The sequence below is a fragment of the Kosakonia oryzendophytica genome (assembly GCF_027886705.1).
GTDB classification, from domain to species: domain Bacteria; phylum Pseudomonadota; class Gammaproteobacteria; order Enterobacterales; family Enterobacteriaceae; genus Kosakonia; species Kosakonia oryzendophytica.
Genome location: NZ_CP115659.1, coordinates 2,071,729 through 2,092,784, shown reverse-complemented (window position 1 = coordinate 2,092,784; position 21,056 = coordinate 2,071,729). Strand labels below are relative to the sequence as shown.

Sequence of the window (21,056 nt, the reverse complement as noted above, 5' to 3'; positions counted from 1 at the left end):
CTAAAGTAAGAGGATGCGCCATGGGAAACCTTTCTGTTTCTGCCAGTAAACGGGCGGCCCTGGCAAAAATGCAAAGAGAGCCATTACACGCTTCACTGATTTATAAAACAGCGTTTCTCTTGCTTCAAAAGAGGGGGTCAAAAATGAGATGTCGACAGCAAAATCCTGCCAGACGGCAGGATTTAAGCGGCGAAAAAGACTAACTGATTGCGCAAGTTAACAACGAAACGGTTACCCGTTATTGGCAGGTTGGCGGTAATTGACGATCACCTGATTACTCTGTACTTGCAACGCAGGTATCAGGCGCCCGCCACCCGGGACTTCCCAGACAAAACGCAGAGGTTCAATAGCCGGAACACCGGTAAAGCCGGTGGTAGTCCCATTCTGACCATCAAGTTCAACACAACGTGTTTGAGAACAGAGGCGAACGACTAAGCCCGCCGGGGTCGGCCCATTGAGTTCATAACGCCAGGCAACCAGCGTCATTAATCCATTCACCGGTTGTGATGAAGCCAGCGGCGCTGAAGAGGCGGACACACCACGATTATTCAGCGTAATGCCAATACTGCTGGCCTGCCACGCGCCTTCTCCGACAGCGTGAGCAAACAACGGTAACGCAATTAACCAGGCGAGATAACGCATTACTTCCCTCCGATAGTAGCCGTCATACGAATATTGCGGTTATCCGACATTTCCATATTCGACAACACAACCAGTTGTGGCAGGCTGCGACGTAAGAAGCGGGCCAGCAACGGACGCAACGCATGGTTAACCAGCAGCACCGGCGGCGCGCCCAACATTTCCTGGCGTACCAGCGCTTCCTGAGTCTGTTCGAGCAGACGGTCGGCCAGTCCTGGCTCCAGGCCGCCACCGCCCTGAAGGGCTTGTAATAGCAAACGCTCCAGCGGCGTATCAAGACCAATCACCTGAACTTCATCATTACCCGGGAACCACTGTTGGGTGATAGCCCGACCCAGCGCCACGCGCACCACAGAAGTGAGTTCGTGCGGATCGTTCTGCACCGGCGCGTGCTCTGCCAGCGTTTCCAGAATCGTACGCATATCGCGAATAGCCACTTTCTCGGCAAGCAGGTTTTGCAGCACTTTATGCAGAGTGGTCAGCGTGATCACACCCGGCACCAGATCCTCGGTCAGCTTCGGCATTTCCTGGCTTACACGGTCAAGCAACTGTTGTGCTTCCTGGCGGCCAAACAATTCCGATGAAAACTGACCAATTAAATGGTTGAGGTGCGTCGCTACCACGGTACTGGCTTCGACCACCGTAAAGCCCTGGATCTGCGCCTGCTCTTTCAGCGCACTCTCGATCCAGATAGCTGCCAGGCCAAAAGCAGGGTCGACGGTCTGTTCGCCGGGCAACGTGCCGGCTGCGGTGCCTGGGTTAATCGCCAGCCAGCGGCCCGGATACGCCTCACCGCTACCGATTTCAACCCCTTTCATCAGAATACGATAACGGGCCGGTGGTAAATCCATATTGTCGCGGATATGCACCACTGGCGGCAGAAAGCCCATGTCCTGCGCGAATTTCTTACGAATACTGCGAATACGTCCCAGCAATTCACCATCCTGTTGGAAGTCTACCATCGGTATCAGACGATAGCCGACCTCCATACCCAGCGAGTCTTCAAGCTGTACATCGCTCCAGGTGGCTTCCACCGCTTGCGTGTTTTCTGGTAATTTGACCGGCGCGGCCTCTACTGGCGCTTTCTGTTCTTTACCACGCAACCACCAGGCAAGGCCGAGCAACGCACCGGTAAACAGCAAGAACACAAGGTTCGGCATGCCAGGCACCAGGCCTAACAGACCCAGTACACCTGCACTCAGCATCATTACGCGCGGGTTAGAGAAGAGTTGCCCCACCATTTGCTGGCCGACGTCTTCATCAGTGCTGACGCGTGTGACAATAACGCCCGCTGCCGTGGAGATAACCAGCGCAGGGATCTGCGCAACCAGGCCATCACCGATGGTCAGAAGGGTATAACTTTCAGCCGCGTCGCCCATCGACAGGCCATGCTGCAAAACCCCTACCAGCAGACCACCGATGATGTTGATCACCATAATCAGGATACCGGCGACGGCATCCCCGCGAACAAATTTACTCGCACCGTCCATTGAACCGTAGAAGTCCGCTTCTTGCGTCACTTCTGAACGGCGGCGTTTTGCTTCGTCTTCACCAATGATCCCGGCGTTAAGGTCCGCGTCGATCGCCATCTGTTTACCCGGCATCCCGTCGAGCACGAAACGCGCGCCCACTTCAGCGATACGTCCGGCACCCTTGGTGATAACCATGAAGTTGATGATGACGAGGATCACAAACACCACAATACCGATAGCGAAGTTACCGCCAACGAGGAAGTGGCCGAAAGCTTCTACCACTCGCCCTGCTGCTGCAGAACCGGTATGCCCTTCCATCAGAATGATACGGGTCGATGCAACGTTCAGCGCCAGGCGTAGCAAGGTTGTGAACAGCAGGATGGTCGGGAACGCGGCGAATTCCAGGGTACGCTGGGTGAACATGGCCACCAACAGCACCATGATCGACAGCGCGATGTTAAAGGTAAACAGCAGATCGAGGACAAACGCTGGCAGCGGCAGCACCATCATCGACAGAATAAGCATGATGAGCACCGGCCCGGCAAGGATCTGCCATTGGGTCGATTTCAGATTGCTGGGCAGACGCAGCATTGCTACCAGATTAGCCATCAGTATCCTTCTCGTTCAAAAAGTCCAGCGCCTCTGGCACCGGAAGATTCTCAGGTTTAACGGGTCGTTGTCCGCCTGACAAACGCCAGCGTTTCAACTGCCATACCCACGCCAGCACTTCGGCAACTGCCGCATAGAGCTGACCGGGGATTTGCTGACCGATCTCAGCGTGGCGATAGAGTGCGCGCGCCAGCGGCGGTGCTTCCAAAATGGGTACGCGATTTTCAGTGCCCAGTTCGCGAATGCGTAATGCCACCAGACCCTGCCCTTTCGCCACCACTTTAGGCGCGCTCATTTTATTCTCGTCATACTGCAACGCCACGGCGTAGTGCGTCGGGTTGGTAACAATCACGTCGGCTTTTGGCACATCGGCCATCATCCGGCGGCGCGCCGCCGCACGCTGCATCTGGCGAATACGGCCCTTCACATGCGGGTCGCCTTCACTCTGTTTAAATTCGTCGCGGATATCCTGACGAGACATGCGCAGTTTTTTCAAATGACTGTAGATCTGCCAGAAGACGTCAAATCCCACCATCGGGATAATGCTCAACGTGATTAGACTTGAGATAAATGACAGGGAATAAGTGAGATAATTATGGGAAGAACTGGGTCAACATGGGAAGAGACTGGATGGAATATGCAATAACCTTACAGTATGTGAAAATCAGACCGGCCCGAAAAAAAACAGAACTCGCACCAGCCTGATTACAGATATTACTCCTTTTTCCCCGTATCGGCATCGGGTTCACCATCAAACAGTTTGCCCTGCATCCGATCCAGTTCTTCTTTTCTGATCCGCTTCACCACGCTGTACACCCACTGTATCGAAACACCAAATTTACGGGCCAGTTCGTGATGGTTGCGCCCGTCAAACTCCAGGAAAATTTCACGGTCGCGCTGGCTGACCTTCCAGACCATGCCCATCGGGAAATAGACGTTTTGCCCGCCCCAGACCTGCATCATGCGGTTCGCGACGGCCTGACCAATCTGGTCGGCAACTGCTGGTTCGATATCAATAATCTCGCGGACGGTCTCAGAGGTGTGCTGTGCCAGTTCCACCAACAGTTCCGGCCCTTTACTACGAAACTGATTCAGGTCGCTCATTGCTTCACTCCCGCAGCTCTGCGCTGCCACTTTTTCAGTTTCTCAATAACGCTACTTGCCTGCTCATTGCTGAGCCAGCGTAATGCGCTGATGCCCGTTTCCCGTTTAACCCATAGCGCCAGCGCCTGCTCTGAACTGTCACGGACGACACCTGCCGCAGCCATTTCAAGCCATAGTGCACGGATTTTCTTTGACTGAGGATGGCTATCCAGCGGTAAACCGGACCTGGATTTCCCGGCAGGCTTAACGCGAAAACCTTTCTTTTTCATGGATTCCAGCACGCTGTTTAGCTGTGTGATATCCATCCCTTTGGTCGAGGCTTTGCCGGTCAGCCCCTGCAGCATCTGGCGGTAGGTATCCTCATCCATATGGAGGTCGCTGCGGGCAATATGAATAAGTTGAATGAGGCGCTGTTTAGTCATCATCGACCTCACCTTTTGATTTTCCCCTGACATAGTCAACATATAAAGGAAGGGCTACAGGCCAGCAAAGGAGCATTACCGCCCAGCTAATCCAGTATTTAGCACCGCTGTATCTTGAACAAAAACCTGAATGGCGGTGCAGCTCAGCATTACACCACCCCACGAGGCAGTACCAGAACAGGGCGCATACAATATATTCAGCCATCATAAGCCACTCCCCAGCTTCCGCTGCTCATGCCCGCTGACAGGCTGATGCAGGCGGACGTTTTCCCCTTCTCTGTAACCGATATGGCGCGACATATCCGCGTCACGTGATTTTCCAGCTTCACGGCCCGTAGTTGTGCCTGAATCCGGGTATTTCTGTTCGAGCCAGAGTTGAGCCAGCTCCCGTTCCTCACGGGTCATAGCAAACAATTGCACTTCACTACGCACGGCCAGTACCCAGCCTTCGGCAAATTTGTCGCCACGGCTGGTCTTTGTCGTGCTTTTGATTCTTTTATTCTGCTGCCCGATGTGGTTTTTTCGCGCCGTAATAAGCTGTCGGGCGAGAACATCCCAGGTATAAGACGCCAGCTCAACGCGGTCTTTATTACCGTAAAAGCCAACGCTGGGTTTATGACCTGAATGAATAATAGATTCCACACCAAAGGCAGCCTGGATGATGCCCAGCAGACCCAGCATGTATCGTGGTGGATTAACGCTGCCTGCAGCCCAGTAGTTGCTAATGCTTTCGTCTATATCACTGAGTGCGATATCGTCACGGGTAATGCCGTATGCCTGCATCAGTTTCTGAACACGCTGCAGTGCCAGTGAGGCTTCATGGGGATTATCAGATTTTGACAGCGCCAGAAGTTTTTTTAACTTTTCCAGCACTTTCTCTTTATCAGTCATTGGCATGATTTAGTCCTTTGGTGTGCATACACCGCGTAGATAAATTTCACCGGCATTGACGCGTTTAACTTCCTGGAATGCTGCCCTGCAGGCACTCTCAGTGGTAAATTCCGGAGATGTTATGACAAGGCCTTCGCCTTCAGTACCTGATGTGAACATCCACAAAATAAGTACCCACATGATTACCGGCCCTCCTTAATCGCGTGGTCTAACGCATGGAGCACCATATCGGTCATGACGCCTTTTCCGTTTATCGCAACATGGGCCAGGATTTCACTGCGAGCCACTTTAAGTACACCGAGATTAACCCTGACCGAACGCTGGTTATCAGCGTTCAAAGTCTTTATTCGTTGTAAACAAGTCGTCGCTGCCGGATTAATTTTCATCGGATGCCTCCTGTCGTTGCTTCATTTCACAGGGGATGAATTCCATTGCCGGGACTTCTGTGTAGTAGTGCTGACTGCAGTGAGGGCATACCAGCGTGATGAGGACGGCTGGTACATGGTATTTGACTGAGGTAATGACGCTGGCGTCGCTGAACTTCAGGGTAGTGATACCTTTCTTACAGTTGGAACATTTGATGGACATGATTTATTCCTTAATGCTGTTTTCGGCGTGCAGAAGCCCACGGCGCTGACGCCGAAATAAAAAGAAAGTGAATTAAAATTAAATAGCAGCGATATCTAACGAAATATTTACCAGCCGCCCGTCTTTATCCTTTTCGCGGAAATTAATATAGGTTTTCGATACTGCAACCAGTAAGGATTCCGCTACGGCATCCATGGCTTTACGCCACCGCTCGTCGTCAATCTTGATGCGGCGAAGGGACAGGATGCGGTAAATATTAAGCTTGCCTTCCTGGTCAACCTGAAACGCATCTTTAATAATGGCCACGAGATTGGCGTTAGCGCCTTCAGACCATTCCATCATGCACTCATCCATCAGGTCTTTGGCGATCTGCATTTCAGGGCCATACGTCAGGGAGTCCTGCACACGGATGGTGATCTGCTGTTTGCCATCGAAGCTGCTGAAGGTCACGTTGCCCTTGGCTCCGCCGCGCTTTCTGCCATATTTTTCCGCAGCCAGGTCAAGCCAGGCATAGCAGTCATCAAACGTGCGATTTTTGAAGGCGCTAAGTTCATCGCGTTTAACCTTCGCGGCAGCGACCTGTTCCCGGACAAAGGAATCCATCGCAAGGTCATAGTCAGACACCTGGTCAACTGGCACCAGACGCCCCTTGCGGTCTTTCATATATTCAGCCTGATTTATATTTGACATATTATTTATCCTCGACAGTAATTTCTTTTTTGGCTAGAACCGGTTCGAATTCAACATTTTCCGGGTCATCAATATCTTCGATGTCCTCATTTTCGGCAAAAAAGCCATATTCCACTGCTATCTCAGCAATTTTATCTTCGGTATCACCTGACCATTCTTCACATATGGAAAGATACTTTTCGTAATCTTCCCGCTTCATATTGACTCGCTTTTTGTAGCGAACCTTAGCCTCAGCGCTTATATCAACAAGAATAAAATCACTCATACTGCCTCCTGAGTTTTATCGCGGTTAATGTAATGACTCTGACCAGGTAATGCGGCAGCCATGCAGTTCAAAGACGCCCTGACGAAAGCGCCCTGAGCCGTCATGGCCAACATGGGTATAACTCGCTTTGCCCTGCTCCAGCAGGCGGGCACAGTGCCCGTTGCGGGCGATACGGATAACCGGCTTACTGCCAGCAATCATGACGCTCTGCACGGTAGTGTTCATGGCGTTGAGCGCCATAATGGCGGACTGCACCTTGTTCATCTGCTGGTTGATATCGGCGATGGATTTCATGATTAAACCCCTTTAACGACGTCGGCGTTGACCTGCGGAACCCCGATTTCAGCAGCCAGATTCATGGCGGCTATCACCAGGTTGCTGACGGCCAGCGGATACAGCAGGCTGACCATGCTTTTACGGTTACTGCCCAGATTGCTCAGACGGGCGCGGATGGCTTCCACTGCGCTGGCATCCATTATGTCGGCCAGCTGCTTACCGGCGCGTTGCAGTTTGAACGTCAGAAACTCTTCCAGGCTGTTGTCCAGCGGCAGCAGTTCAACCACCTCACAGCGCTGGACGACCTCACGGACTTCCATGTTGCGTTCGGACAGTTTGTCCGCCAGCTCAGGCTGGCCAATCAGCACGATGGACAGCAGTTTTTTGAAGCCGGACTCCAGTTCGAAGAAGCGTTTAAGGTGCTTCAGCGTCGGAATGGGCAGGCTGTGGGCCTCCTCAATCACCAGAACATGGCTGAAACCCGCCTGACTGCTGTCCTTCAGGACGCGGTGCAACTGGCGGAAACGGGCGTCCTGGCTGCGTTTGATACTCTCCAGCGGTGCGATGGTGCTGATGATGGCCTCGGCGATCGCAGCGGCCTTGAGGGTTTTGCCCTTCACGTCGTTGTCTTCCATGGCGATGATGTATGGCTCGATAACAATCACCGGCGCGTTCTCGCGGTTGACGCGTTCAATCAAGTCGCGGCGCAGCGTGGATTTACCCGCGCCGGACTCGCCGATAACCGCCAGAAAGCCACCGTGGCGGGCGGTCTGGAACAGTGCCTCACGCACGTAGCGGATATCCGGCGTGGTGAACACATCGTCCGCGCCCTGCATGGCTTCATCGGCGAACGGGTCACGGAAAAGGCCAAACGCTTTTTTGGTTGCTGGAAATAACACCTGCTTTTTGAGTAACATGTTCTCTTCCTCACTGAGGTTGGTTTTATCGGTAGTACCCGCTGTACGGGGCGTGGCTGCGCCCTGTGCAGCATCAAAACTCTTCGCTGTATCAATCCCCTGACTTTCCAGCCAGGACGCCAGACGCTGGCGCACCTCTTCGGGGCTGGTGCGGGGCCACTCGTTATGGTTCACAATCTGGGCCAGCGTGGCCTCGGAAACGGCGACGGCTCTTGCCACCGCCGCCTGCGGGATGCGGGCCTCTTTCAGTTGTTGCTTCAGTACCAGCATGCCTTCCTCCTCAGTTACCGTTAACGATGCTGATAACGCTGTTGCGGGCCGGAGTGGTCAGGGTGACCATGACCTCATCCAGCACGGCTTCCGGTACGCCGTCCGGGTACTGTGCCGCTAACTGGCGGTAATGTTCCGACGTCCAGGTATGGCCGTTAGCGCCAAACTTCTCGCGCAGGGCTTTCGCCGCCTCCACATGGGTCATGGGACGCTGCTCAATACGCGGCCCGCGCACGTCTGAAGCCTGACCGCGCTTCGGCATATAGGCCGGAAGCGTGGTGTCGTCGATATGTTTGTACGGGTCAAGTTGCCCGCCGAACGGCAGCGCCTTCGCCTTGCGTGCAGCAGCTGCATCGGCAGCGTTATCGGTGCCGGTGACCAGCTCTTCGATTTCTTTTGCCGCCGTCTGCGCCGGGGTCTCCGGCAGGGCTTTGTAGCTTTCGCCAAATACCGCCGCGCTTTCGGCAAAGCCGAACTCGTTCTTTCTGACCTCTTCGACCAGGAAGAACGTCTCGTGGCCGTCCTCACCGGTCAGTACCACCTGCGCCACATCGCTGCGCCACGGGTTACGGGTAATCATCAGTTTTTCGCCGACCAGTACGCCCGGTACCGTCGAAACGTCAAACTCATTGCCCCGGAACGAGACGCGCAGTTTTGGCGTGACCTTACGGAGTTCCGGTGCGGCCACCGCCAGTTCGCGGCAAACCTCAACGGATGGCGCTTTTTTCAGCTGGTCAGCAGTAATTTTCAGCCAGATATCCGTGCGGGTTTTACCGTGGCGGCTGTGAACAGCCGTGGCGTTAAAGTGGCTGCGCCATTTCACGGCCAGCGCGTTCAGCTCTTCCAGACTGTGAACCGGCTGGAACTTGAGACCCGGCTCCAGCTTGCGCTCGATAATGTCACGCGCCTTTTCCACCTGCCCGGTGGCGCGGGCGTTATGCGGTTTGTGCGCTATCAGGTTGATACCCAGTGAGCGGCACATGTTTTTCGTCATGCCAGCGGTGTTCGCCGAGCCGGGGTCAAGGTAGAGTATTTTCGGCACGCCGTGCAGCACGTCCGCGCCGCCGCGTTCCTGCATGGCGTTAATAAGAACAGAACAGAGGTTCTCACCGGACTCCGCACCCATCACGTACTCAATGTAGATCCAGCCGCTGGTATGGTCGGTAATCTCATAACTCCACACGCGGTCACTGGCGATGCGGGCGATGTTGGCAGGCTTGTTTTTGTAGAACTTCGCGCTGTCCATCACCTGCAGCCCCTTATGGCCGTTGCTCAGGTAGTAAAGCGTACAAAGTGAGGCATCAATCTCCCAGACGTGATTGGGATGCAGGCTGGCCATCTCGGATGACGGGGCCGGTGCGTCAAGCTGTTCCGGGTGCAGACCATAGTTCCGCAGGGCGCGGCTGATGGTGTCCTCGGACAGCGGGAAAAACTCGCCGGTGGCCTCGTCCGTTCTGCCAGCAGTGATAAAGCCGTTTGACCGCAGGGTCTCCACCGCATCCGCGATGGAATACAGGCGCTTACCGTTTTTACGGGTGGCCTCGCGCAACGTGGCAGATATCAGCGCGGCTTCGTCGCGGCTCAGGGCACTGCGCCCGGCATCGGCGCGTTTTTTACGTTTGTCAGTCACTGATACCTCCTTCAGCTTGCGCAGCAGGGTGGCGCGGGACATGCCCAGTTCAGCGCAGGCGGCATCATATATCGCACCACGCTTACCATGCCCCGCGTCACGTGCCGCGCGGGCAACATAAACCAGTCGTTCAGTCAGGGCGGCACTCATGGGTTATGCCTCCTGCCCGTTAATCTCTGGCGTCGGGTCAGTCAGCCATGAAGGGGCGGCGTTGCCTGTCGGCTCGTCCGGCAGGTCAAATGTGGAGCGCAGGCTACGCGCGGTGCTTTCCAGCTGGCAGACCAGACCCGCCATAAAGTCTCTGGGGGTGTCAATCATGTTTTCAGCGCAGTATGCGCACAGGGTCTCAAAGGCGCTGGACAGTCGAACGGCGATGGCAGATTCCGCCTCAACCGCTAACGCCGTCACTTCCGCGCGCAGCTTCTTCACCTCTTCGTCAGGTTTGGGTGGCTGAATACGGGATTTCTTCTCCAGTTTTGTGGAAAGCGAGTCGATTTTTTCGTTTTTGTCGGCCAGTACGCGCTGTTGTGCTGCGTTGGTTTCGCGCGCTTCGCGCAGGGCCGCTTTCAGTTCGCGGCTTGTCATGCGATCAATATCATCAAGACTCATACCAGCAATCGTACCGCCATCGGCTAATTCGACCAGGTCTCCATCATCTTCGGTCATCAACTCAAACAGCTTTGTTTTCCCCAAAACGGCAAGCGCTTGCCGTTTTGGTTCTAATTCCGGTGAGCAATATTTAACTGCAGCTTGCATGACCAACCTTGCAGTTCTTTCTGCAAGACCCAGCTGTTCAGTGATGATGCGAGAGAAATCGCCATGCGGTTCGCATTCCTTAAGAATAATCAGCCGTTTACCAGCCTCTAACATGGCTTCGGCTGATTGAGCCATATAGAACTTTGTCTCATGGACAATGCGATCACGTTCGTAAGGCAGACCTTCTCCAAACTGTTGCATTATTTCCAGGCGATGTTCAGTCATGGCATTAAGACTAACGTTGAGGCCATCACTCAGCGGTGCATCTTCCATTAGTTCAACTGGTTGTGATTTTGTGCGTCCCATTTCAACTCCTTAGCGACTGCCAGCCATAACACGCTGGTTGATTTCATTAATACGATCCTGCGCCCGCGCCATCTCGGTGCTGTGCGCCATGGCGATTTGTAAGAGCTGGACTCCAGGGGCGAAGCGCCCGTTATCCAGTTTCAGGGCCAGTCCCTCTTCGATAAGGGTATTGAGTGCCCGATTGATATTCGCCGGGGACTCGCCCAGAGCCGATGCCAGTTCACCGTTAGAAACACCGTTCAGGGCGTGGCCACGCAGTGCTTTAAGAACGCGCAGAATGCGGGAGCCAGAACTGGATACATTTGCCTTACTCATGTCACATTCCCCTTTTTGCGATATGTGATAATCTGTTACACGGGCTAAAACGTTACGCCGCATTCGAATCTGATTTCAGACCCAGCTTCACTGCAATTTCGTGTGATTTGCCGTAACGAGCTTTGGTGAAGCCGTTAAGAACACGGTAGACCTCATTGCGGCTGTAGCCGTTTTCTTCAGCCCAGCGGGTGAAAGTGACCCCGCGCTGGCGGAAGAGTGATTTGACTTGTTCTGCAGTCATCGTTGTCTCCTTTGTTGATGCAATGATGTTTGCCTTATGTGTGATAGATTATATACACAAACGTGTATAAAGCAACGAAAGAGACGCAAATGTGTATAGCTGAGCGATTGAAAGAAGTACTAAAACAAAAGAAAATCAGCTCAATCAAAGAGTTCGCTGAGATTTGCGAGCTACCTTACCGTACCGCTCAAAGCTATTTGAATGGCGACAGGGAACCTAATATTGCAGGCCTAACGAAGCTATGCACACAGTTGGGTATAAACCTCAATTGGCTTCTCACAGGTGTTGGCGAACAATTTATCTTGGGAGATGGGACTTCATCAGTGCAGGGTATATCAACGGAGAAACAGGCTCTGATGGATGCGTTTGATGATATGAGTCCTGAGCAGCGGAGGGCTATTCTTGAGGTCGGCAAAGTCCTCACTCAACCAAAACCAAGCAAGTTTGCTGGGTAGGGAGAGGGCTTATAAGGATTTCACGGTAAAGGGAATGTGGTTGAGTTAGCGGCTTATCGGGAAAGGCTTATCAAAAAAAAGTAAGGTGGCAAGGCCTAAGCTCTTGCCACGACAAAACTGTCAATCTTTGACCATAAACCAACCTTCAAAGTAAGTGCCTTTAGACCCTGTCTCTTTCTTTTCGCAGGCGAACATTTTCTCGTTTGGCAATCGTCCAGTCACCATATCTGGCTTATCCTGAATGATTTTGAGTGGTTCGCCACCATTTGCCTTTATAGCTGACAGACATTCTTGTATTGAATGAAATTCAGCTTTCATGACGCTATCAGCCATAGTATTTCCAGCGACTAAAAAGGTAGAAATCAGAACAGCGATCTTAAATTTCATAGCGTTATCCATTGTAAGTTGGTTCAAATTCGGCGACCTATTAACGATTCTATTTAATTAAAAATTACAAATCACTAATTCTTTCTGTGGCGTAGCTTTACCTGTGACCTTCAGGTTGTAGCTGATATCAACTGTCTGAATGTTCAGTCCGTTGAACGCCTGCCGCATTTCAGGGATATCGTTCACCGATATAATCATTTTCCCTTTGATGTTCCGCGCCAGTTCCGACATGTGGATGTAGTTCCCTATCGGAAAATCCACACCATAGCCCTCTGTTCCCCAGTATGGCGGGTCACAGTAAAACAGCGTATGCGGGCGATCATATCGCTCTATGCACTGGTGCCAGTCCAGATGTTCTATCAGCGTTCTCGACAGGCGCAGATGTGCCATCGACAGTTCTTCCTCAATACGCAGCAGATTGAAGCGCGGCGCACTGGTTGTAGAGGTACCGAATGTGTGATCGGCGACCTTGCCTCCAAATGCCTGTTTCTGCAGGTAGTAGAACCGGGCCGCCCGCTGAATGTCGGTGAGTGTCTCTTCCGGCGTATCCTGTAGCCATTTGTAAATTTGACGGCTGACCAGTGCCCATTTGAACTGGCGGACAAACTCTTCCAGGTGATGTTTTACCACCCGATACAGATTCACCAGCTCACCGTTGATATCGTTAATGACTTCGATCTTGCTGGGTGTCTTAAGAAAATAAAGTGCAGCTGCTCCGCAGAACGGCTCCACATAGCAGGTATGGGCCGGAAACAGCGGTAAAATATGCTTCGCCAGACGACGTTTTCCGCCAATCCAGGGAACGATGGGCAAAGATTGTTCTTTCATTATCCGTAAGCCTTTTGCAATCAGTGAAAATATGGCAGGCTAGTCTGGTCTCGCGAGACTGACTGAACCCTGGTCGGCTCACAGTGCATACCTGTGGGTTGATGGCCAGCCCGGTGTTCGAGCACCGGGCTGGTCGTTCTTTCACTGCCAGGATGCGGTTTTGGGATGTTCGGCGGCTATTAATGCGGTTTACTGGATGGCGGCATAAGAGCACGTCATTTAGCTGATTTGATAAGGATGTACCTTCCGTTGGAAAAGTATTACACGCTCGATTCTGCAAATAGTCTGTTTCCATTTCATGAGATAACGCTGCGTCACCACACCCCCAAACAGCCAGAGCTGGCTGAATTTCTTAATCAAATACATCCCGATGGGTTGTCGAAGCACGGCCATAACTATCTCTATAATCCTGCGCTTTTCGATGAAGACCATCAAAGGGACAACGCCTTACTGATTGGTCTCATCCTTGAACTTGTACGGCGTAGCGACTTTCCTGATAAACCGTCCCGATATCAGTCGCTGTTTGCCTGTCAGGAAATCAGTGAGGTTAAACAATTCAGGGAATTGCTGGCCAACGAACGTGGTGATGATGGAATACGGACAGCGCCGATATATGAAGTAAGGAACCAGAACCCTGTTCACCGTGGTGATATGAGACTGCTTAACAGTGATGGTCCGATTCTGGATATATATCGTCGGGCGCATCTGTACTGGTCAGGTGAAAGTCTTACACATGCAAATGGTGAAGATCCATTCTGGGAGATACTGATCCCACTTCCGGCATCAACAGGCAGGCGGGTAACGGAATGAGCAATATGACGGGCAGGTAGTTAGCAAGCCGATTTGCTTTTTGGATTGGCGCTGATGGTCAGCCTTATCTGTCCAATGAGTATTCCTTTCAGCTTATTTTCAGGGAGCATTCGTGGCGTTTTCTCCACCTGCTCAAGCGCGGCCTGCATCTCTCTTATTGCCTCTGCAAGATTGTCAGCATTGACGCTGAGGGTGTAAATTTTTGCCGCAGTTTCATACTCATCGCAGGTGATCCCCATCAGACAGAGTGAGCTGGATTTAGCAGTAGCCGAAGTCATACGTTTCCCCTTCAAAGAAATATCTGTGGTTGTTGGCCAGTCAGGTATTGGTGTATCAGCCTTGTCGTTTTTCAAAGTAATCATGCGTTTTGCCCCAACGCATCACTATTAACGCTGTTTAAAATCCCTTTCCCCTGACATTTGTGATGCTGTCTCCCACACAACAAGGAGACGCACCATGAAAAACCTGAAAAAACTCATTCCCCCTGTTAAAAAGCCACGTCTCAGCGGCTGGCTGCTGACCGCAGTGCTGTTGCTCGGCACCATCGGTCTTGTATCGCCCCAGCAGCTTCCGGTGGTTGTCTACAAGTTGTCACTCATCACGCTGGCGGCAGTATTGGGCTACTGGCTTGACCGTTCGCTTTTCCCCAAAGCCAGGCCAGGTCAGTACCTGAAGCATGACGACAGGCTGATGGCCGACGGGCGTTACCCGGTACAGACAGGACTTCACCTGGTCTTTTCCGCTGCGCTAATCCGCCGTGCGCTGATTGTTGCCGCAGTCTGTCTGGCCGTAGCGACGGGGCTTTAATGATGACCCTCTATATGTACTGGCCTCAGGTTGTCTGGGCCGTGCTGGTACTGCTGGGGCTGGGCATCGAACTGGCCCGCCACGGGCAGGCCCGCACGGGTAAGCACAGTTTCTGGTGGCAGCTCTTTGGTTCAGTAACGGTGGCCTGGTTGCTCTGGTGTGGCGGCTTCTTCAGTCAGGCCCGCGCAGCCCAGCCACCGCAGGCCGCGCTGCAGTATCGCGACGATGTGATCCGTAATGCCCGGCTTGAATGGGGAATGTCTGCGCCGGTGGCTGACTTCGGCGCACAGCTGCATCAGGAAAGCGGCTGGCGACCTGATGCGGTCTCGCCGGTTGGCGCTCAGGGGCTGGCGCAGTTTATGCCCGCCACCGCTGACTGGATAAGCCAACTGATGCCGGGGCTGAACAGCCGTGAGCCGTTTAACCCGGCGTGGGCCATCCGGGCGCTGGTCAGCTATGACCGCTGGCTGTGGCAGCGCGTCAGCGCCGCCAACGGCTGCGAACGTATGGCCATGACGCTGTCGGGCTATAACGGAGGTCTGGGCTGGGTACAGCGGGACAAGCGGCTGGCCACGCAGCAGGGGCTGGACAGCACCCGCTGGTTTGGTCATGTCGCCACGGTGAATGCCGGGCGCAGCGCTGCCAACTGGCGGGAGAACCGCCACTACCCGCAGCGCATCCTTCGGGAGCTGGCCCCCCGTTATCTGACATGGGGGGGCGGCAGCTGTGTGGACTAACCTGCTAAAAAATCTGCCGTGGCGCAGTCTGCTGCTGGCAGTGCTCATAAATGCTTTTCTGATTGGACTTTATTACCTGGGCTACAAAAGCGGGCATGAAAACGCCACGCGCGACGGCGATAAGGCGATCAGTGAGTTGCAGTCAGCATTCGACACATACAAAACGGAGCAGGCAACGCTTGAGAACGCTGCGTTGCGAGCATGGGCAAAACGGTATCAGGAGCAGGTTGCCGCCGGGCAGCAGGCTGAAGCCAGTTACCTTGAGCAGATTGCTCAGCTTGAGAGCCAGAACAAACAACTACAGGGGCAAATTAACGATGTCACACAGCGCTGGATTGATGAAAAAGGCAAGAGCCATCCCATTGAGTGCGTGTTTACTCGCGGTTTCGTGCGCCAGTACAACGCCTCGCTCGGATATGACAACGCATCCGTCGGCACCGGTCATTCAGACACAACTGCCGCCTCTGGCACCGGCACTGGCGCAGCGTCCGGGCAACCTGAAGCCGCTGACGCCTGGCTACGCGACTCAGGCGTCTCCCAGCGTGATGTCCTCGCCAACATCATCGACAACGCGAAGCAGTGCCGCATCTGGCGCAGCCAGATAAACCAACTGCTGGACGAACGGGAAGGATTACAGAAATGACGTTGCAGGTTGAATTCTGGACGGTGGTGGGCTTTCTCATCACCTTCATGAGCTTTGTCGGCGGTATGGCCAAGTGGCTGTTCAGTAAAGCGGAAGAGCGTCAGGCGGCGCGGTTCGCCTCCCTTGAGCAGTCGTTACAACAGTCCGCCTCCAACTGGGGCGAGCTGGAAAAAGAATTTATGCGGTTTAAGGCGGATTTACCGCTGAACTACGTCCGCCGCGAGGATTACATCCGTGGCCAGACGGTCATCGAGGCCAAGCTGGACGCACTCTACAACAAGCTGGAAGTGGTACAGCAGTACCGTCATACAGGAGGTCACCATGGTTGATATCGCCCGCGTGCGCCGGGAATCCCTGCGCTGGAGTCTGCTGGTTGCTCTGAACAAAACCCGCCCGTACACCGCCAGCGAGACGCTGCTGCTGGACGTGTCCCGCGCCATCTACCAGGACACCACGCCGCTGGAGCTGCGCCGTGAGCTGGATTATCTGGCTGACCGCAAGATGGTTGATCTGGAGAAAAAAACCTCCGGCGACTGGTTTGCCGACCTGACCCGCCTCGGCGTTGACCTGGTGGAATACACCGTGGAATGCGGCCCCGGTATCGCCCGCCCGGAAAAGTACTGGAGTGAATGATGGCCAGACGCAGCACGATAGAAAAGCTGCCGGAAGACGTGCGTCGCTGGCTTGAGCGGGCGCTGACTGAATCCGGCTTCAGTGGGTATAACGAGCTGGAGTCACTGCTGCGTGAGCAGGGTTACGTCATCAGCAAATCGGCTATCCATCGCTATGGCCAGAAGATTGAGCGCCGCTATGGCGCTATCCGTGCGGCCACCGAAGCGGCCCGGATGCTGACCGAAGGTGCGGCTGACGATCAGGATGCACGTTCGGAGGCGGTGATCGCCCTGATTCAGACCGAGCTGTTCGAGAGCATCGTCCAGCTGCAGGAAGCGGAAGAAGGCGAAGTCGACCCTAAAGAGCGGGTGGCGCTGCTGTCGAAGGTGGCGAAGAACGTGGCCACGCTGTCCCGCGCGTCCGTCAACCTCAAGAAGTTCCAGTCTGAAGTCCGGGCCAGAGCGCAGCAGGCGGCCAGCAACGCCGAGAAAATTGCCCGTAAGGGGGGACTGTCAACCGATGCGGTACAGGCGCTGCGTCGTGAAATTCTGGGGATTGCCACATGAGCCAGCTTGCTCCCATTTTGCCTGATACCTCGGCGCTGGATATCCCCGCCGTTCTGATGCCCTACCAGCAGCGCTGGGTGGCTGACACGTCTCCGCTTAAGGTGATTGAGAAGAGCCGCCGTACCGGTATCACCTGGGCTGAGGCGTCCGATGATGTGCTGACCGCTGCCTCTTCAGCGCCTGCGGGCGGGATGAACGTGTATTACATCGCCTATAACCAGGACATGACCGTCGAATATATCCAGGCGTGTGCGATGTGGGCGCGGGCATTCAACTATGCCGCCAGTGAAATCGAAGAGGGTTTCTGGGAGGAGGACGAAGACGACAAGCACATCAAGACCTACACCATCAAATTCCCTGACTCCGGCTTCCGCGTTGTCGCGCTCTCAAGTCGCCCGTCTAACCTGCGTGGCCGTCAGGGCATCATCGTTATCGACGAAGCGGCGTTCCATGAGCAACTGGACGAACTGCTGAAGGCGGCGCTGGCGATGCTTATCTGGGGCGGTAAAGTGCGCGTTATTTCCACCCATGACGGTGACGATAACCCGTTCAATACGCTTATCGGTGATATCCGGGCCGGGCGTCAGGGGGGCAGCGTACATCGCATTACTTTTCAGGAGGCTGTGTCCGAGGGACTGTTCCACCGCGTCTGCCTGCGTACCGGGAAAGAATGGTCGGAAGCGTCCGAGCAGGCGTGGATGGCATCGGTATACAAATTCTACGGTGCCGGTGCATCGGAGGAGCTTGACTGTGTTCCGGCCAACGGTGGCGGAGCCTGGCTGTCCCGCGCCCTGATTGAGTCCCGTATGTCAGCTGGCACGCCGGTGTTGCGCCTGACCTGCCCGGAGGGTTACGAGCTGAAGCCCGATGATGTCCGCTGGAGCGAGACGCAGGAGTGGCTTGATACACATCTGAAACCGTTGCTGGAGGCGCTGCCTGCTGACGCACGTTCTTTCCTGGGGCGCGACTTTGGCCGCAGCGGTGACCTGTCGGTGGACTATCCCCTGCTGCAGGAGAAGAACCTGGTTCGCCGCGTGCCGTTCGTGCTGGAGCTGCGTAACGTGCCGTTCAAACAGCAGGAGCAAATCGCCTGGTACCTGATGGATGGCCTGCCAAACCTGATGGGCGCGGCGCTTGATGCCCGTGGTAACGGCTCTTACCTCGCCGAATACGCCATGCAGCGCTACGGCTCCAGCCGGGTTAAGCAGGTGATGCCAACTGAAAACTGGTATCGCGAGCATATGCCGCCGGTCAAAGCTGCGCTGGAAGATGGCAACCTGGTGGATTTACCGAAGGATGAAGACACGCTGGATGACCTGCGGGCCGTTCAGGTGGTAAACGGCGTTCCCCGCGTGCCGGAACAGCGCTCAAAAGCGAAGTCTGACAGTGGCAAACGTCACGGGGATTCAGCCATCGCGCTGGCGCTGGCGTACTTCGCCAGCCGTGAAATTAACAAAGGGCCGGTGAAGGCAAGCTCACGCCGTCGTCGTCAGGCGGCCCGTATGCTGGAGGATTACTGATGGCCCGTGGACTCTGGGTTTCACCCAGTGAGTTCGTCAAATTTGCCGAACCCAATAAAACGCTGACGGAGCAGATCGCCTCGCGCAGCCGCTCCATCGACTTCTTCGGGCTGGGGATGTACCTGCCTAACCCTGACCCCATTCTGAAATCTCAGGGCCGGGATATCCGCATCTATCGCGAGCTGCGTACCGACCCGCTGGTCGGCGGCTGCATCCGCAGGCGTAAGGCGGCGGTCAAGTCGCTGGAGCGTGGTCTTGAGCGCGGTCATGCCCCGGCGCGGGTATTCAGCTTCATCCGGGATATGCTCGATGATCTGGATTTGTCCCGCATCATCGGCGAGATGACCGACGCCGTTCTCTACGGGTATCAGCCCTGTGAGGTCATGTGGGGGCGTTCTGTTAAATCCTGGGCCATTGCCGATATTGTGGGCAAGCCGCCAGAGTGGTTCCAGTTCGATAATGACAACCTGCTGCGCTTTCGCGCCAAGGACTCCGGGCTGGAAGGCGAGCCGGTACCGCTGAACAAGTTCGTGGTACCGCGTCAGGATGCGACCTACGACAACCCGTATGGCTTCCCTGATTTGTCGATGTGCTTCTGGCCCGTGACCTTCAAAAAAGGCGGCATGAAATTCTGGGTGCGTTTTGCCGAGAAGTACGGCTCACCGTGGGTCATCGGCAAGCATCCGCGCGGGACGGCCCAGGGCGAGATTGACCTGCTGCTGGATTCCATGGAGGCAATGGTGGAAGACGCGGTGGCCGCTATCCCTGACGATTCCTCCATTGAAATTAAGGAGGCCGCAGGCAAGGCCGACAGCAGCGATATTTATCAGAACCTGATAACGCTTGCCCGCAGTGAAATCTCCATCGCCCTGCTGGGGCAGAACCAGACCACCGAGGCCAACAGTAACCGCGCCTCCGCGCAGGCCGGACTGGAGGTTACCGATGATATCCGTGACGCTGATGCTGATATCGTGGAAAGCGCGGTGAATCAGGCCATCAGGATGGCGGTATCAATGAACTTTGGCGATGTGGCCAGCCCCGTCTGGAAGATGTGGGAACAGGGAACGGTCGACGATACCCAGGCAACCCGCGACGAGAAACTCAGCCGCGCCGGTGTGGTCTTCACCCCGCAATACTTCAAGCGTGAGTACCAGCTGCAGGACGGCGATATTGACGAGGCACCACCGTCAGAACGCCAGAAGAACATGCTGCCGCTGTCATTTGCCGAGGCCATTGATGCCGATATTCAGGCACAGCAGGCCCTGGACGACGCGCTGGATATTCTGATGAACGGAGGCGCGTTAAATGGCACGCTGGAACCCGTACTGGCTCCTCTGTTTAAGCGGGTTGAAGATGGCGTCAACCCGTCTGAGCTGCTGGGCGAACTGGCCGAGCTGTACCCTCAGATGAACGCTGAAGACCTGCAGGAACGGCTGGCACGGATTATGTTTGTTGCAACTGTCTGGGGGCGTCTGCATGAGCGTGACAACGGCTGAACTGGGGTACTGCATGACGTTGCCCCCCAAACGGGCTATCAGTTACCTGAAGTCCAAAGGGTATAGCTTCACGTGGGACTGGGAGGAGATGTGGCAGGATGCCCATGCCCGCGCCTTTACCGTCGCCAAAGTGACCCGCCTTGATATCCTGGAAGATATTCGCGGGGCACTGCAGCAGGCTGTCGATGAAGGAAAAACAGGCCGCTGGTTCCGGCAGGAGCTGGAGCCGGAGCTGCAGCGTAAGGGATGGTGGGGGCCACGTGACACCACCGACCCGGTAACGGGCGAGCCGGTCACCATCCAGCAGGGCAGCCCGTGGCGGCTCGACACCATCTTTCGCACCAATATGTCCGTACTCTACAGCGCCGGTCGCTGGGCTGAGCAGATGGAGAACGTCGACGACAGGCCGTACTGGATGTATACCGGCATCAACGACAGCCATACCCGCAAGAGCCATCTGGCGCTGCATGGTCTGGTACTGCGCTATGATGACCCGTTCTGGCAGGCGTTCTACCCACCGAACGGCTGGCGCTGCCGCTGTGGTGTGATTGCCCTGAGCGCGGCGGATGTGCGTGCCCGTGGCCTGAAGGTGTCAGGTTCTGGCTCAGCCATGGGATGGGAGCTGAAGCTGGTTTCAGAGAAAACAGGCGAGATGCAGAACGTCGCCACCTTCAATACCGGCACCACGAAGGTGGCCACCGACGTCGGCTGGTCTTATGCGCCGGGGGCTGCATACCGTCCCGACCTTGCCCGCTATCAGGGTACGCTTCAACCGCTGGCACAGCAGGAACTGAGAGGATAACG

30 protein-coding genes and 1 pseudogene are annotated in these 21,056 nt (G+C 55.0%); 11 read left to right on the top strand and 20 right to left on the bottom strand.

The genetic code is table 11. The annotated features are described in order from the left end of the window. Window positions 1-231 precede the first annotated feature (231 nt). The 17 genes and pseudogenes from flhE to O9K67_RS10165 all read right to left on the bottom strand — a co-directional run bounded on the left by flhE (window position 232) and on the right by O9K67_RS10165 (window position 11,391). The gene (gene flhE, locus O9K67_RS10245) at window positions 232-642 is read right to left on the bottom strand and encodes a flagellar protein FlhE (RefSeq protein WP_061496730.1); all 411 of its coding nucleotides are present in this window, start codon (window positions 640-642) and stop codon (window positions 232-234) included. Beyond that, on the bottom strand, window positions 642-2,720 hold the full coding sequence (gene flhA, locus O9K67_RS10240) for a flagellar biosynthesis protein FlhA (protein WP_061496731.1): 2,079 nt from the start codon (window positions 2,718-2,720) through the stop codon (window positions 642-644). Before flhA ends, flhE begins: the two co-directional genes overlap by 1 nt. Continuing rightward, window positions 2,713-3,279: pseudogene (locus tag O9K67_RS10235) on the bottom strand (EscU/YscU/HrcU family type III secretion system export apparatus switch protein); the annotation flags it as partial. The gene flhA and the pseudogene O9K67_RS10235, both read right to left, overlap by 8 nt. A gap of 155 nt (window positions 3,280-3,434) precedes the next feature. Next, on the bottom strand, window positions 3,435-3,824 hold the full coding sequence (locus O9K67_RS10230) for a Mor transcription activator family protein (RefSeq protein WP_061496732.1): 390 nt from the start codon (window positions 3,822-3,824) through the stop codon (window positions 3,435-3,437). Further along, window positions 3,821-4,249, bottom strand: coding sequence for a gp16 family protein (locus O9K67_RS10225; RefSeq protein ID WP_061496734.1), 429 nt, complete (start codon window positions 4,247-4,249; stop codon window positions 3,821-3,823). The genes O9K67_RS10230 and O9K67_RS10225 overlap by 4 nt, the downstream gene beginning before the upstream one ends. Continuing rightward, on the bottom strand, window positions 4,239-4,454 hold the full coding sequence (locus O9K67_RS10220; RefSeq protein WP_071890037.1) for a hypothetical protein: 216 nt from the start codon (window positions 4,452-4,454) through the stop codon (window positions 4,239-4,241). Before O9K67_RS10220 ends, O9K67_RS10225 begins: the two co-directional genes overlap by 11 nt. After that, window positions 4,451-5,137 carry a DUF2786 domain-containing protein gene (locus O9K67_RS10215; protein ID WP_408612869.1) on the bottom strand — a complete coding sequence of 229 codons (687 nt, stop codon included), beginning with the start codon at window positions 5,135-5,137 and terminating at the stop codon, window positions 4,451-4,453. Before O9K67_RS10215 ends, O9K67_RS10220 begins: the two co-directional genes overlap by 4 nt. A gap of 182 nt (window positions 5,138-5,319) precedes the next feature. Next, window positions 5,320-5,523 carry a hypothetical protein gene (locus tag O9K67_RS10210; protein ID WP_061496738.1) on the bottom strand — a complete coding sequence of 68 codons (204 nt, stop codon included), beginning with the start codon at window positions 5,521-5,523 and terminating at the stop codon, window positions 5,320-5,322. Further along, complete coding sequence (locus O9K67_RS10205; RefSeq protein WP_061496740.1) at window positions 5,513-5,725, bottom strand: hypothetical protein; 213 nt, start codon at window positions 5,723-5,725, stop codon at window positions 5,513-5,515. The genes O9K67_RS10210 and O9K67_RS10205 overlap by 11 nt, the downstream gene beginning before the upstream one ends. A gap of 78 nt (window positions 5,726-5,803) precedes the next feature. After that, window positions 5,804-6,415: a DUF3164 family protein gene (locus O9K67_RS10200; protein ID WP_061496742.1), complete on the bottom strand. Its 612-nt coding sequence runs from the start codon at window positions 6,413-6,415 to the stop codon at window positions 5,804-5,806. Between the two features lies 1 nt (window position 6,416). Next, entirely contained in the window at window positions 6,417-6,680 is a 264-nt protein-coding gene (locus tag O9K67_RS10195) for a hypothetical protein (protein WP_061496744.1), read from the bottom strand. Window positions 6,681-6,704: 24 nt separating this feature from the next. Continuing rightward, entirely contained in the window at window positions 6,705-6,974 is a 270-nt protein-coding gene (locus O9K67_RS10190; RefSeq protein WP_000835317.1) for a hypothetical protein, read from the bottom strand. Between the two features lie 2 nt (window positions 6,975-6,976). After that, window positions 6,977-8,143, bottom strand: coding sequence for an ExeA family protein (locus O9K67_RS10185; RefSeq protein ID WP_061496746.1), 1,167 nt, complete (start codon window positions 8,141-8,143; stop codon window positions 6,977-6,979). A 10-nt stretch (window positions 8,144-8,153) separates the two neighbouring features. Further along, the gene (locus tag O9K67_RS10180; protein ID WP_061496748.1) at window positions 8,154-9,923 is read right to left on the bottom strand and encodes a DDE-type integrase/transposase/recombinase; all 1,770 of its coding nucleotides are present in this window, start codon (window positions 9,921-9,923) and stop codon (window positions 8,154-8,156) included. A 3-nt stretch (window positions 9,924-9,926) separates the two neighbouring features. After that, entirely contained in the window at window positions 9,927-10,835 is a 909-nt protein-coding gene (locus O9K67_RS10175) for a DUF3102 domain-containing protein (protein ID WP_061496750.1), read from the bottom strand. Between the two features lie 9 nt (window positions 10,836-10,844). Beyond that, window positions 10,845-11,150, bottom strand: a complete 306-nt coding sequence (locus O9K67_RS10170) for a helix-turn-helix domain-containing protein (protein WP_020803508.1) — start codon at window positions 11,148-11,150, stop codon at window positions 10,845-10,847. Window positions 11,151-11,202: 52 nt separating this feature from the next. Beyond that, window positions 11,203-11,391 carry a DNA-binding protein gene (locus tag O9K67_RS10165; RefSeq protein ID WP_045285382.1) on the bottom strand — a complete coding sequence of 63 codons (189 nt, stop codon included), beginning with the start codon at window positions 11,389-11,391 and terminating at the stop codon, window positions 11,203-11,205. Between the two features lie 89 nt (window positions 11,392-11,480). Here O9K67_RS10165 and O9K67_RS10160 point away from each other — a divergent pair, with 89 nt between their 5' ends. Then, a complete protein-coding gene (locus tag O9K67_RS10160) occupies window positions 11,481-11,846 on the top strand; it encodes a helix-turn-helix domain-containing protein (protein WP_054181123.1) in 366 nt (121 codons plus the stop codon). Between the two features lie 120 nt (window positions 11,847-11,966). Here O9K67_RS10160 and O9K67_RS10155 read toward each other — a convergent pair whose 3' ends face one another. Together O9K67_RS10155 and O9K67_RS10150 are read right to left on the bottom strand one after the other, a co-directional pair. Further along, window positions 11,967-12,233 (bottom strand): hypothetical protein, encoded by a 267-nt coding sequence (locus tag O9K67_RS10155; protein WP_061496751.1) that lies wholly within the window; start codon window positions 12,231-12,233, stop codon window positions 11,967-11,969. A 57-nt stretch (window positions 12,234-12,290) separates the two neighbouring features. Further along, the gene (locus tag O9K67_RS10150; protein ID WP_061496753.1) at window positions 12,291-13,061 is read right to left on the bottom strand and encodes a DNA adenine methylase; all 771 of its coding nucleotides are present in this window, start codon (window positions 13,059-13,061) and stop codon (window positions 12,291-12,293) included. A gap of 249 nt (window positions 13,062-13,310) precedes the next feature. Here O9K67_RS10150 and O9K67_RS10145 point away from each other — a divergent pair, with 249 nt between their 5' ends. After that, window positions 13,311-13,871 carry a DUF2441 domain-containing protein gene (locus tag O9K67_RS10145; protein ID WP_128299330.1) on the top strand — a complete coding sequence of 187 codons (561 nt, stop codon included), beginning with the start codon at window positions 13,311-13,313 and terminating at the stop codon, window positions 13,869-13,871. Window positions 13,872-13,891: 20 nt separating this feature from the next. Here the strand turns inward: O9K67_RS10145 and O9K67_RS10140 are convergent, their stop codons facing one another. Further along, window positions 13,892-14,233 carry a hypothetical protein gene (locus O9K67_RS10140; RefSeq protein WP_148654717.1) on the bottom strand — a complete coding sequence of 114 codons (342 nt, stop codon included), beginning with the start codon at window positions 14,231-14,233 and terminating at the stop codon, window positions 13,892-13,894. 94 nt (window positions 14,234-14,327) lie between these two features. Between O9K67_RS10140 and O9K67_RS10135 the strand changes: the two genes are divergently transcribed. Genes O9K67_RS10135 through O9K67_RS10095 form a run of 9 tightly spaced genes read left to right on the top strand, consistent with a single transcriptional unit; the run spans window position 14,328 to window position 21,054 of the window. After that, entirely contained in the window at window positions 14,328-14,678 is a 351-nt protein-coding gene (locus O9K67_RS10135; RefSeq protein ID WP_054622930.1) for a putative holin, read from the top strand. After that, window positions 14,678-15,415 carry a transglycosylase SLT domain-containing protein gene (locus tag O9K67_RS10130; protein WP_061496761.1) on the top strand — a complete coding sequence of 246 codons (738 nt, stop codon included), beginning with the start codon at window positions 14,678-14,680 and terminating at the stop codon, window positions 15,413-15,415. Before O9K67_RS10135 ends, O9K67_RS10130 begins: the two co-directional genes overlap by 1 nt. Beyond that, complete coding sequence (locus tag O9K67_RS10125; RefSeq protein WP_061496762.1) at window positions 15,405-16,058, top strand: hypothetical protein; 654 nt, start codon at window positions 15,405-15,407, stop codon at window positions 16,056-16,058. Before O9K67_RS10130 ends, O9K67_RS10125 begins: the two co-directional genes overlap by 11 nt. After that, window positions 16,055-16,387 carry a hypothetical protein gene (locus O9K67_RS10120; RefSeq protein ID WP_000175096.1) on the top strand — a complete coding sequence of 111 codons (333 nt, stop codon included), beginning with the start codon at window positions 16,055-16,057 and terminating at the stop codon, window positions 16,385-16,387. The genes O9K67_RS10125 and O9K67_RS10120 overlap by 4 nt, the downstream gene beginning before the upstream one ends. Further along, window positions 16,380-16,691, top strand: a complete 312-nt coding sequence (locus tag O9K67_RS10115; protein WP_061494381.1) for a hypothetical protein — start codon at window positions 16,380-16,382, stop codon at window positions 16,689-16,691. Before O9K67_RS10120 ends, O9K67_RS10115 begins: the two co-directional genes overlap by 8 nt. Continuing rightward, complete coding sequence (locus tag O9K67_RS10110) at window positions 16,691-17,236, top strand: DUF3486 family protein (RefSeq protein WP_011410682.1); 546 nt, start codon at window positions 16,691-16,693, stop codon at window positions 17,234-17,236. Before O9K67_RS10115 ends, O9K67_RS10110 begins: the two co-directional genes overlap by 1 nt. Beyond that, window positions 17,233-18,756, top strand: coding sequence for a hypothetical protein (locus tag O9K67_RS10105; protein WP_061494380.1), 1,524 nt, complete (start codon window positions 17,233-17,235; stop codon window positions 18,754-18,756). The genes O9K67_RS10110 and O9K67_RS10105 overlap by 4 nt, the downstream gene beginning before the upstream one ends. Continuing rightward, window positions 18,756-20,252 (top strand): DUF935 domain-containing protein, encoded by a 1,497-nt coding sequence (locus tag O9K67_RS10100; RefSeq protein WP_061494379.1) that lies wholly within the window; start codon window positions 18,756-18,758, stop codon window positions 20,250-20,252. Before O9K67_RS10105 ends, O9K67_RS10100 begins: the two co-directional genes overlap by 1 nt. Continuing rightward, the gene (locus O9K67_RS10095; protein ID WP_061494378.1) at window positions 20,233-21,054 is read left to right on the top strand and encodes a phage head morphogenesis protein; all 822 of its coding nucleotides are present in this window, start codon (window positions 20,233-20,235) and stop codon (window positions 21,052-21,054) included. Before O9K67_RS10100 ends, O9K67_RS10095 begins: the two co-directional genes overlap by 20 nt. The last annotated feature ends 2 nt before the right edge of the window (window positions 21,055-21,056 follow it).

What these genes read in the sequence shown, in the direction of transcription:
- flhE (WP_061496730.1), bottom strand. Translation starts at nt 642, where the DNA reads ATGCGTTATCTCGCCTGGTTAATTGCGTTACCGTTGTTTGCTCACGCT.
- flhA (WP_061496731.1), bottom strand. Translation starts at nt 2,720, where the DNA reads ATGGCTAATCTGGTAGCAATGCTGCGTCTGCCCAGCAATCTGAAATCG.
- O9K67_RS10230 (WP_061496732.1), bottom strand. Translation starts at nt 3,824, where the DNA reads ATGAGCGACCTGAATCAGTTTCGTAGTAAAGGGCCGGAACTGTTGGTG.
- O9K67_RS10225 (WP_061496734.1), bottom strand. Translation starts at nt 4,249, where the DNA reads ATGATGACTAAACAGCGCCTCATTCAACTTATTCATATTGCCCGCAGC.
- O9K67_RS10220 (WP_071890037.1), bottom strand. Translation starts at nt 4,454, where the DNA reads ATGATGGCTGAATATATTGTATGCGCCCTGTTCTGGTACTGCCTCGTG.
- O9K67_RS10215 (WP_408612869.1), bottom strand. Translation starts at nt 5,137, where the DNA reads ATGACTGATAAAGAGAAAGTGCTGGAAAAGTTAAAAAAACTTCTGGCG.
- O9K67_RS10210 (WP_061496738.1), bottom strand. Translation starts at nt 5,523, where the DNA reads ATGAAAATTAATCCGGCAGCGACGACTTGTTTACAACGAATAAAGACT.
- O9K67_RS10205 (WP_061496740.1), bottom strand. Translation starts at nt 5,725, where the DNA reads ATGTCCATCAAATGTTCCAACTGTAAGAAAGGTATCACTACCCTGAAG.
- O9K67_RS10200 (WP_061496742.1), bottom strand. Translation starts at nt 6,415, where the DNA reads ATGTCAAATATAAATCAGGCTGAATATATGAAAGACCGCAAGGGGCGT.
- O9K67_RS10195 (WP_061496744.1), bottom strand. Translation starts at nt 6,680, where the DNA reads ATGAGTGATTTTATTCTTGTTGATATAAGCGCTGAGGCTAAGGTTCGC.
- O9K67_RS10190 (WP_000835317.1), bottom strand. Translation starts at nt 6,974, where the DNA reads ATGAAATCCATCGCCGATATCAACCAGCAGATGAACAAGGTGCAGTCC.
- O9K67_RS10185 (WP_061496746.1), bottom strand. Translation starts at nt 8,143, where the DNA reads ATGCTGGTACTGAAGCAACAACTGAAAGAGGCCCGCATCCCGCAGGCG.
- O9K67_RS10180 (WP_061496748.1), bottom strand. Translation starts at nt 9,923, where the DNA reads ATGAGTGCCGCCCTGACTGAACGACTGGTTTATGTTGCCCGCGCGGCA.
- O9K67_RS10175 (WP_061496750.1), bottom strand. Translation starts at nt 10,835, where the DNA reads ATGGGACGCACAAAATCACAACCAGTTGAACTAATGGAAGATGCACCG.
- O9K67_RS10170 (WP_020803508.1), bottom strand. Translation starts at nt 11,150, where the DNA reads ATGAGTAAGGCAAATGTATCCAGTTCTGGCTCCCGCATTCTGCGCGTT.
- O9K67_RS10165 (WP_045285382.1), bottom strand. Translation starts at nt 11,391, where the DNA reads ATGACTGCAGAACAAGTCAAATCACTCTTCCGCCAGCGCGGGGTCACT.
- O9K67_RS10160 (WP_054181123.1), top strand. Translation starts at nt 11,481, where the DNA reads ATGTGTATAGCTGAGCGATTGAAAGAAGTACTAAAACAAAAGAAAATC.
- O9K67_RS10155 (WP_061496751.1), bottom strand. Translation starts at nt 12,233, where the DNA reads ATGAAATTTAAGATCGCTGTTCTGATTTCTACCTTTTTAGTCGCTGGA.
- O9K67_RS10150 (WP_061496753.1), bottom strand. Translation starts at nt 13,061, where the DNA reads ATGAAAGAACAATCTTTGCCCATCGTTCCCTGGATTGGCGGAAAACGT.
- O9K67_RS10140 (WP_148654717.1), bottom strand. Translation starts at nt 14,233, where the DNA reads ATGATTACTTTGAAAAACGACAAGGCTGATACACCAATACCTGACTGG.
- O9K67_RS10135 (WP_054622930.1), top strand. Translation starts at nt 14,328, where the DNA reads ATGAAAAACCTGAAAAAACTCATTCCCCCTGTTAAAAAGCCACGTCTC.
- O9K67_RS10130 (WP_061496761.1), top strand. Translation starts at nt 14,678, where the DNA reads ATGATGACCCTCTATATGTACTGGCCTCAGGTTGTCTGGGCCGTGCTG.
- O9K67_RS10120 (WP_000175096.1), top strand. Translation starts at nt 16,055, where the DNA reads ATGACGTTGCAGGTTGAATTCTGGACGGTGGTGGGCTTTCTCATCACC.
- O9K67_RS10115 (WP_061494381.1), top strand. Translation starts at nt 16,380, where the DNA reads ATGGTTGATATCGCCCGCGTGCGCCGGGAATCCCTGCGCTGGAGTCTG.
- O9K67_RS10110 (WP_011410682.1), top strand. Translation starts at nt 16,691, where the DNA reads ATGGCCAGACGCAGCACGATAGAAAAGCTGCCGGAAGACGTGCGTCGC.
- O9K67_RS10105 (WP_061494380.1), top strand. Translation starts at nt 17,233, where the DNA reads ATGAGCCAGCTTGCTCCCATTTTGCCTGATACCTCGGCGCTGGATATC.
- O9K67_RS10100 (WP_061494379.1), top strand. Translation starts at nt 18,756, where the DNA reads ATGGCCCGTGGACTCTGGGTTTCACCCAGTGAGTTCGTCAAATTTGCC.
- O9K67_RS10095 (WP_061494378.1), top strand. Translation starts at nt 20,233, where the DNA reads ATGAGCGTGACAACGGCTGAACTGGGGTACTGCATGACGTTGCCCCCC.